The organism is Micromonospora sp. KC606 (assembly GCF_004348675.1).
Lineage (GTDB): Bacteria > Actinomycetota > Actinomycetes > Mycobacteriales > Micromonosporaceae > Micromonospora.
On sequence record NZ_SMKN01000230.1, the window covers coordinates 1 to 9,117 of the forward strand.

A 9,117-nucleotide genomic window follows, 5' to 3' on the forward strand; every position below is an offset into this window, starting at 1 on the left:
GTGGTGGGCGGGGTGCTCGGCCCGCCGCCGAACTCGACGTCGCTGCACAGGTAGTACGACTGGTCCGCGTGGCTGGCCTGCCAGATGGTGTAGACGATGTGTCGGCCGGTGCGGCCCGGCGCGTTGGCCGGGATCTGGATGGACACGCCCTGGCTCTCCCGGGTCCACTGGGAGGCGGGGGTGTTGCCGATCTGGCCGACCAGTTCGAGGTCGTTCCAGGCCAGTGGTTTGGACAGGGCGTTGAAGCCCTGCTTGGTGACGTACACGCGGATGTAGTCGGCGCCGTGGCTGGCCTGGTCCCAGAGCTTGACGCGGAGGTTGTTGGCGACGGGCGTGGTCTTCCAGGCGCCGACGGCGTCCAGCGAGTTGTACCGGCCGTCCCCGGTGCGGCCGGCGCTGCACAGTTGGCCGTCGGGGATGGCGCCCCGGTGGTTGCCGGCGACGCCCTCGCGGTACAGGCCGTTCCAGTTCCACATGGCCGAGGTGTTGTGCTGCCAGGCCTGCCAGCACATCGGATCCTGGGTGGCCATGGCCGGGTTCTGGAAGTCGTTGCCCCAGCGTTGCCAGCAGCCGTAGTTGCGGGACGCCGGGTCGACCACGGATCCATGGGCGGAGGCCGGGTTGGCCAGGGCGGTGGTGAGCAACAGTGCGGCGACCGCGCCGGCGGCGAACAGCCACGTCACGAGGCGGACGCGACGCGACCGGATGAGTGTGGACACGGAGCCCTCCAAGGAGGAGATCGGACGACGACACCCGGACGACCGGGAGTTGCCCGCTCCCGTGCCTGCACGTGTGCTCCCGCTGCGGCTCTGCCTGTCAGGCTCCCACATGCATAGAAGGCAGTCAATTTAGTGGCGCGCCCGTCGGGCAATCGGACACGTCGTTGGGGCGCGCTCCCGTCCCGGCTCGGGCGGCCGGGCGTGCCCACCTCGCGGGCTGCCTCGCGGCGGCTCTGCTCGGCGGCGTCGCCCTGCTCCTGCCTGACGTGGCCGCCATCCGGCCGGTCGGGGCGGCCGGGTGGTGGCAGCGACGGCGGCCGATTGTTGCCCATCCGTGAGGGGTGTTTCGGCAACCGTGGTGAACGGGGGTTGGGTAGGGTGGCGAAGTGGTCATGTCGAGGAGTTGCGGCGGCAGCGGCCCTCCTTGCCGCAGCCCGGGAAAGCGAACCGCAATTTCCGCCGCGGCAATTGTCGCGTCCGTGACACGAATCTGCCGGGAACACCGTGCGGTCGACGCTGTGTCGAATTCTGCGAGCGATGACATTGGTTCGGTGGGCGCCTCCTGCGGAAGGGGGGGCGCGCCAGTGTTCCCGGAGTGGGCGACTCGCCTTCCGGGTAGTGCCAGGAAATCGAACTACCACGCAAGGCGGCGGAATTTTCCGTGGCGCGCCGATCTGGGCCCTCGCGGTACAGTTGGTCACGTGCACGCTACGAAAATGGGTCGAACGTGCTATCTTTGTGGCCCGTCTGGCTGGCTGTGTCGCTCTTCGCCGCGCAGTGTCGGGTAATTGACAGGTTGGACTGAATTGCCCAGTCCGCCCAGGCGACGGCCGGATGGAGCCGGTGGCACCAATTATGTCGAACGGGCCGTTACCAGCCGATTGGAAAGTGCTACTAAGGGCGCATGTCAGTGATGCTGGCGATGTTGGATTACCATCCAATTCCTATCGAGATGTGTCATCTCCGGCGAGCATGAAAGAGTGGCGTGCTACCAGTACCCGATGCCGGCGTCAATGTTGCTTACGCAACAAGCGCCACGGTTGCCCGACTGCGGACCGAATTGGAGCGCAACGCCTTCTGATCCCTGGTCCATGATGGACGGCGACCCGGTCGTCTCCTCATCGGAGGTCAGTAGATGGTCCCCACCGGACCTGCGCGCCGCGCCACACGACTTGCCCTCGCCGGGCTGACCGCGCTCGCGGTCGTCCTCGGTACCCAGGCTCCCGTCCATGCCCGACCCGCGACGGCGCCCGGCCAGCCACCCACCGCCCAGGGACAGGCAGCGAATCCGAAGCAGGCCCGGCCCGGCCCGCTGCCCACCCGGTCCGGCACCGTCCGGGTCACCGAGCCCCGGCCCACCGGGAAGAAGAGCGGCGTCGTCGCCCAGGCACCCAACGACCGCGTCGCGCTCCGTGCGCTGATCGTGGCCACCGACACGACGGACTTCGGCGTACCCACGCTCAAGGCCACCCTCGACCGGGTCGGTGCCGCCTACGACATCATCTACACCGCCACCCAGGCGGTCACCGCCAGCACACTCGTCCGCCCCGACGGCGTCGGCAGGTACAACGCCATCCTGCTCACCAACAGCATGCAGCTCTACGCGTCCGGGGGCGCCTACCTGAGCGGCCTGACCAACGCGGAGTGGAACACGCTGTGGGCCTACGAGCGCAACTTCCAGGTCCGGCAGGTCGCCCTCTACACCAGCTACGGGACCTGGCCGGAGGACTACTGCCTCACCTCCAACGGTGAGGGCGCGGTCGCCGACACGCCCCTGCCCGTCTCGCTCACCAGCGCCGGCGCGGCGGTCTTCGACTACCTCGCCAGCACCGCCCAGATACCCGTCACGCAGTCGTACGTCTACCGGACCGCGATCAAGCCCGGCTGCGACGCCGAGGCGTTGATGACCAACGGCTCCGACGTGCTCGCCGTGCGCACCACCTCCACCGACGGCCGGGAGCTGATGGCGCTGACGTTCACCTCGAACCAGCACCTGCTCCACTCCGACCTGCTGGTCTACGGCCTGTTCCGGTGGGCGAGCAGGGGCCTGCACCTCGGTGAGAAGAAGAACCACCTGAACGTCGACATCGACGACTGGTTCAGCGCCTCGGACCACTACCACGAGGACGGCACCGTCGAGTACACCCCCGGCTACCAGGTCAGCGGACACGACGTGGTCAACCTGGACGCGCAGCAGACCGCGCTGCGCGCCGCGCACCCGCAGGCGGCCGGGTTCACCTTCAACATCGCGTACAACGGGGCCGGCATCGACCCGTTCGCCGGTGACACGTGCAGCCCCAACGGGGACGCCACCACGCTGACCGCCACCACGAAGTGCCTCAAGAACAACTTCCGGTGGATCAACCACACGTTCAACCACCCCGAGCTGAACACGACGGACTACACCACCACGTACAACGAGATCAACGACAACCGGACCGCGGGCGCCTCGATCGGGCTGAACGTCCCCACCAGCATGTTGAAGACCCCCGAGTACTCCGGCCTGGGTGTCTACAACGACGACCCGGAAAACGACACCGGCCCGCCCACCGACCACGGCCTGGAAGCGTCAAACCCGGCGTTGCTGCAGGCCGCGGCGGATCTCGGCATCGACGTCCTGGCCGGCAACATGTCGTTCGCCAGCCACGTGCCGGCGCACCTCAACGCCGGCAAGGTGCACCCGTCGAACCCCGGCATCCTGGTGATGCCGTGCTGGCCGACGAACATCGCGTACCACACCACCACCCCGGCCGAGCAGACCCACTTCTACAACTCCTTCTACGGCCCGGACGGGCACTTCCCCTACTGGCCCACCAACCGCACGTACGCGCAACTGCTGGACTACGAGGCCGGCGTGGCGCTGCAGCACGTCGCGTCCGGCTCGATCTACCCGCACACCTTCCACATCGCCAACGTGCGCGACTACGGATCCGGTAAGACCCTGGTCACGGACTGGACGAAGGCCGTGTTGAGCAAGTACGACTCCTTCTACTCGGTGCCGCTGCTCAACTCGGCGTGGCCGGACATCGCCACGTACGGCAGGGCGCGCCTCGCCCACTTCGCCGCGCTCGGCGCCGGCGTCGAGGCGGTCTACGACCGCAGCGCCGGCACCATCTCGGTGACCTCGCCGGCGGCCGGCACGGTCCGGCTGGGAGGCGTGACGGCGGCCACCGCGGGCGCCACCACGTACGGCAGCGACGTCAGCGTCCCGGTGACGCTCGCGGCGAACACCGCCGTGACGGTCGACGCCGCTCCCCGTTCGTGACAGGCGGCGGCGACAACCGGTGACGTGAGGCTGAACGGGGGGGCACTCGATGAGGATCGCACTGGTCTCGGAAGGCACGTATCCCTACGCGATGGGTGGCGTGAGCGTCTGGTGCGAGCAGCTCATCCGGGGAATGCCGGACCATCGGTGGGAGGTCGTGGCGCTCACCGTCGACGGCACCGAGAGGCCGGTCTTCGACAGGCCGGCGAACCTGGACCGGGTGCACTCGATCCCGCTGTGGGGCGGACGGCCGCCGGGCCGCCGCCCCCGGCGCGGGATGCTGGTGCCGTCCGGGCGGCCAGGCGCGGGGTTCGTCGAGTCCTACGAGGTGTTCCTGCGGGCGCTGGTCACTCCACTGGAGTCCACGCTCTCCCCGGCCGGCGAGGTCAACCGGAGCACCTTCCTGCTCGCGTTGCGGGGCATGTTCGAGTACGCCGCCACCGGCGGCGACCTGAGCGCCGGTCTGCTCTCCAACCAGGCCCTGGGGATGATGCTGGACGCCTGGCACGCCCTGCGGGCCGACGAGATCGGGCCCGCGCTCACCGTCGCCGACGCGCTGGAGGCGGCCTGGCTGATCTCGCACATGCTGCGCCCGTTGAGCGCGCCGCCGGTGCGGGCCGACATCGTGCACTCGTCGATGAACGGCCTCGCCACGCTCGTCGGCATGGCGGCCGCGTGGACCCACAACACCCCGTTGGTCCTCTCCGAACACGGCATCTACCTGCGCGAACGGTACATCTCGTACCTGCACGACACCGCACCGCACGCGGTCCGGGTGCTGGTGCTGAGCTTCTTCCGTTCCCTGGCCGGCGCGGCGTACCTGATCACCGACGCGCTGGCGCCGCACTCGCAGTACAACCGGCGCTGGCAGCTGCACAACGGCGCCGACCCCGAGCGGATGTGGACGATGTACAACGGCGTCGACCCGGACGAGTTCCCGCCGGCGGCCAGCGAACCGGAGGTTCCGACCATCTCGTTCATGGGCCGCATCGACCCGCTGAAGGACCTGCACACCCTGATCCGGGCGTTCGCGCTGGTCCGCGCCGAGATCCCGGCCGCCCGGCTGCGCATCTTCGGTGGGACGCCGGCGGCCAACCAGGTCTACCACGCCAGTTGCCAGGCACTGATCGACGAACTCGGGCTGACCGGGCACGCCACCCTGGAGGGCCGGGTCGGCAGCGCGGTCGAGGCGTACCACGCCGGCAGTCTGGTCGCGCTGACCAGTATCTCCGAGGGCTTCCCCTACACCGTGGTGGAGGCGATGGCCTGCGGGCGGCCGACGGTGTGCACCAACGTCGGCGGCGTCGCCGAGGCGGTCGGCGACACCGGGATCGTCGTCGCGCCGCGCGACGTTCCCGCGGTGGCCGCCGCCTGCGTGCGGCTGCTCAACGACCGGGAGCTGCGGCTGCGGCTCGGCGCGGTCGCCCGGATCCGGGTCCTGGAGAGGTTCACGCTGCAACGCTCCATCCAGGCGTACCGCGACATCTACGACCGGCTCACCGCGCCGCTGACGGCGTCCGCGCCGCAGCGGCACCTGCGGGGCCAGGCCCTGGGCCGCGTCACGGTCCCGAACCGGGCGATCCGCCCCGGGGTGGCGGCCGTCCCGGCCCGGGTGCCCCGGCAGCGCGGGCCCGAGGAGCACGGCTCGTCCGGCCCGCCGCCCGCCCCGATCCGCGAGCCCGGCCCACCCGGGTGGCCGGCGGGGGAGCCCCAGGACGACCACCCCACGGTCGGCATGCTGCGGTCGGCCGGCGAGCCGCGATGAGCCTCGCGAGCGACGGTGACGCCGCCGGCACGGTCACCGACCCGGCGGCACCGGCCGACGAGCCCGAACGCACCATCCTGCTGCCCAGGATCTCCACCGATCCGGTCGACGAGCTGGCCGAGCGGGTTCGGCCCCAGCTGGGCCGGGCGGTCGACGCGCTCCAGGTCGCCGCCGCCCTGGAAGCCGACGGGCACACCGACCGGACCGCGCAGGTCGAGTACGGCTACCGCGACGTCTTCACGCTCGCCACCGAGGTGTTCCGGCGGCTGGGGCCGCCGTCACCGGAACACGACGAGGCAGCCGCCCCGGCGACGGCCGGCGGCCGGTGGGACGGCCTGCGGCCGGTCCTGCACGGGCCGCTCTACCTGCTGCCGAGCGCCGCCTTCCCGGCCGTGTTGGTGGCCGTTGGGCGGTCCGGCCTGGTGCTCGGGATGATCCTCGCCGGGACGGTGGGCTGGATCTACTCAGGTGTGGCCGCGTACGTGGCGTACCGCCTGCTCGGCCACGGCCGGCCGCGCGCGGCGAGCCGGGTCCTGCGCTCGGCCGCGCTGACCGGCCCCCTGCTCGGCGTGGTGCTCGGCGTCGCGGTGCTGCCGCTGGGCGGCCTGCCCCTCGCCGTGATGATGGTTCTCCAGTTGGCGTACCAGCTGGCCAGCACGCTCCTGATCTTCTACCGGCGGGAGGCCTGGCTGGCCTCGGCGATGATCCCGGCCTTCCTGTTTGGCACGGCCTACCTGGTCTTCGGCGGCACGGCCCAGCGGTGGGCGGTGGCCGCGGCGGTCGTCTCCGTGCTGGCGGCGCTCGCCATGGCCCTGTGGGCTGCCCGCCCGGCCGGCGACGCCGAGGAACCGGCGCCGCCGGCTCCCCTGCGTTCGGAGACGCCCGCGCTGCTCGGTATCGCCGGTTACGGGCTCTGCGCGGCGGCCCTGCTCTTCCACGCGCAGGCGCCGTACCTGCTGGCCCGGCTGGACATCGCGGCAGCCGCGGCGCCGCTGCTGCTGTCGATGGGGTACGTCGAGTGGCGCACCGGCCGGTTCTGGCCGGACATGGTCGCGCTCACCCGGCGGGCCCGCCGGCCGGGGGAGTTCGTCGCCGGGGTGTGGCGCACCATCGGCCGGGAGTTCGTGGCCTGCCTCGCGGTGCCGGCCGTGCTGGGCGCGGCGCTGCTGGCCGGCCTGGCCCAGGTGGGGATGCTCTCGGCCGCCGGCGCGGCGATGACGGCCGCGCACGTCGCGCTGGCCGGCGCCTACTACCTGGCCTTCCTTCTGGCCGGGCGGGGACGGTACGGCTGGCTGTGCCTGTCCATGCTGCTGGCGATCGCGCTGCACATCGGAGTGGGCGCGCTGTTCGGTGTCGCGCCCCTGCTCGGGCAGGGCGGCTCCGCCTTCGCCGACACCTCGCTCTACCTGGGCAGCGTCGTGTTGCTCCAGGCGCTGTTCGCGCTCGGTCTGTTTCCGGTCATCGGGCAGATCCGGCACTACCGATAGTCCATCCGAGACCCTTGGGGAGGTCTGGTTGCACGCGGTGATCCTTGCCGGCGGCAAGGGGGTTCGGTTACGGCCGTACACGACGGCTCTGCCGAAACCCCTGATGCCGATCGGCGACAGCCACTCGATCCTGCAGATCGTGCTCGACCAACTCGCGTCGCGCGGGTTCACCTCGGTGACCCTGGCGATCAACCACCTCGGCCCGCTGATCCGGGCGTTCGTCGGAGACGGCCGCCGGTGGGGGATCGTCGTCGACTACGTCGAGGAGGAACGTCCGCTCTCCACCGTGGGCCCACTGTTCGGGCTCAAGGACAGGCTGCCCGACGACTTCCTGGTCATGAACAGCGACGTCCTCACCGACCTGGACTACGCCGACCTGCTCCGCGTCCACACGCTCTCCGGCGCGGGGCTGACGCTGGCGACCTCCGAGCGGATCCACCGGATCGACTTCGGGGTGCTGGACGTCAACGCCGGGAGGATCGTCGGCTTCCGGGAGAAGCCGACGATGCACTACCCGGTCAGCATGGGCGTGTACGCGATGTCACGTAAGACACTCGCGCCGTACCCACCGGGGCTCGCCTTCGGCTTCGACCAACTGGTGCTGGATCTGCTCGCGGCGGGGGAGTACCCGGCGACGTACCCGTTCGACGGGTTCTGGCTGGACATTGGGCGGCCGGAGGACTACGACGAGGCGAACCGCGAGTTCGCGCAGCTCAAGCCGATCCTGCTGCCGGATCTGTCGCCGGCGGACCCGGCGGCGGATCTGGCCGCCGCCGCCCGGGCCGGCGTGGGGCGCTCAGGAGGGCAGGCGTGACCCGGGTGCTGCTGTTCGGGGCGTCCGGCTTCATCGGCACGCACGTGCGTGCCGCGCTGGAGTCGGACCCGCGGGCAGCCGAGGTGGTTTGCCCCGGCCGGGCCACCTACGACCTGCTGCACGGCGAACCGGACGGGCTGGCGGCGTTGCTGCGGGCGACCGCCCCGGACGCCGTCGTCACCTGCGTGGGTGCCCTCGCCGGCACCGCCGCGCACCTGGTCGCGGCGAACGCCGTGGTCGCGGCGAAGCTGCTCGACGCCGCCGCCGCGGCGGCGCCGCAGGCCCGGCTGGTCCGGCTCGGCTCGGCCGGCGAGTACGGCGTCGTGCCGGACGGCACCTCGGTCACCGAGGAGCAGCCGGCGCGGCCGGTCAGCGCGTACGGCGTCAGCCACCTCGCCGCGACCCGGCTGTTCCAACTAGCGGGCGAATCCGGGCGGGTCGACGCGGTGTCGTTGCGGGTGTTCAACCCGATCGGCCCCGGCATGTCCGAGGAGAACCTGCTCGGCCGGGCGGCGGCGCGCATCCGCGACGCGCTGGCCGGCGGCGCCTCGGAGATCACTCTGGGACCACTGTCGGCGTACCGGGACTTCGTCGACGTGCGGGACGTCGCCACGCTGGTCGTCGCCGTGTTGCTCGCGCCGCAGCTGCGGCACCGGGTGTTCAATGTGGGCAGTGGCCGAGCGGTCACCGCGCGTGAGGCGGTCGAGCTGCTGGCCGCCACGGCCGGTTACGGCGGCCGGATCCGCGAGACCGGCGCCGGGCCGCAGCGCTCGGCCTCGGTCGACTGGATCCAGGCCGACGTCAGCCGGGCGCGCCGGGAACTGGGCTGGTCGCCGGCCCGTGACCTGGCCACGTCGGTCAAGGACATCCTGGACGCCGAGGAGGCGCGATGAACCACGGTCCCCGGTGTGGCGGGTCCACCCGGCGCGGGTGGCCGGCGGCCACCCGCGCCGGAGCCACCATGCTGGTGATGACCGTGGTGGGCGGCCTCGTCGCCTGCGGGTCGGACACCGGACCGCGGACGAGGCCGCCCCCCGGCACCGCCGCCGCCCCCGATCCGAGCGCCG

General features: G+C 71.5%; 6 protein-coding genes. 5 read left to right on the top strand and 1 reads right to left on the bottom strand.

Annotation, left to right across the window (positions count from 1 at the left end; genetic code table 11):
* On the bottom strand, positions 1-674 hold a 674-nt coding region (locus E1193_RS27235; RefSeq protein WP_243707929.1), incomplete at its 3' end, for a lytic polysaccharide monooxygenase.
* 1,180 nt (positions 675-1,854) lie between these two features.
* Here E1193_RS27235 and E1193_RS27240 point away from each other — a divergent pair.
* From E1193_RS27240 to E1193_RS27260, 5 genes are read left to right on the top strand one after another with little or no spacing between them, the layout of a single operon-like run.
* Complete coding sequence (locus tag E1193_RS27240) at positions 1,855-3,984, top strand: hypothetical protein (RefSeq protein WP_132186038.1); 2,130 nt, start codon at positions 1,855-1,857, stop codon at positions 3,982-3,984.
* A gap of 49 nt (positions 3,985-4,033) precedes the next feature.
* Positions 4,034-5,749, top strand: coding sequence for a GT4 family glycosyltransferase PelF (gene pelF / locus E1193_RS27245; protein WP_207922886.1), 1,716 nt, complete (start codon positions 4,034-4,036; stop codon positions 5,747-5,749).
* Entirely contained in the window at positions 5,746-7,236 is a 1,491-nt protein-coding gene (locus E1193_RS27250; RefSeq protein ID WP_132186039.1) for a hypothetical protein, read from the top strand. The genes pelF and E1193_RS27250 overlap by 4 nt, the downstream gene beginning before the upstream one ends.
* Positions 7,237-7,273: 37 nt before the next feature.
* Entirely contained in the window at positions 7,274-8,050 is a 777-nt protein-coding gene (locus tag E1193_RS27255; protein ID WP_243707930.1) for a sugar phosphate nucleotidyltransferase, read from the top strand.
* Positions 8,047-8,943: an NAD(P)-dependent oxidoreductase gene (locus E1193_RS27260; protein ID WP_132186041.1), complete on the top strand. Its 897-nt coding sequence runs from the start codon at positions 8,047-8,049 to the stop codon at positions 8,941-8,943. The genes E1193_RS27255 and E1193_RS27260 overlap by 4 nt, the downstream gene beginning before the upstream one ends.
* The last annotated feature ends 174 nt before the right edge of the window (positions 8,944-9,117 follow it).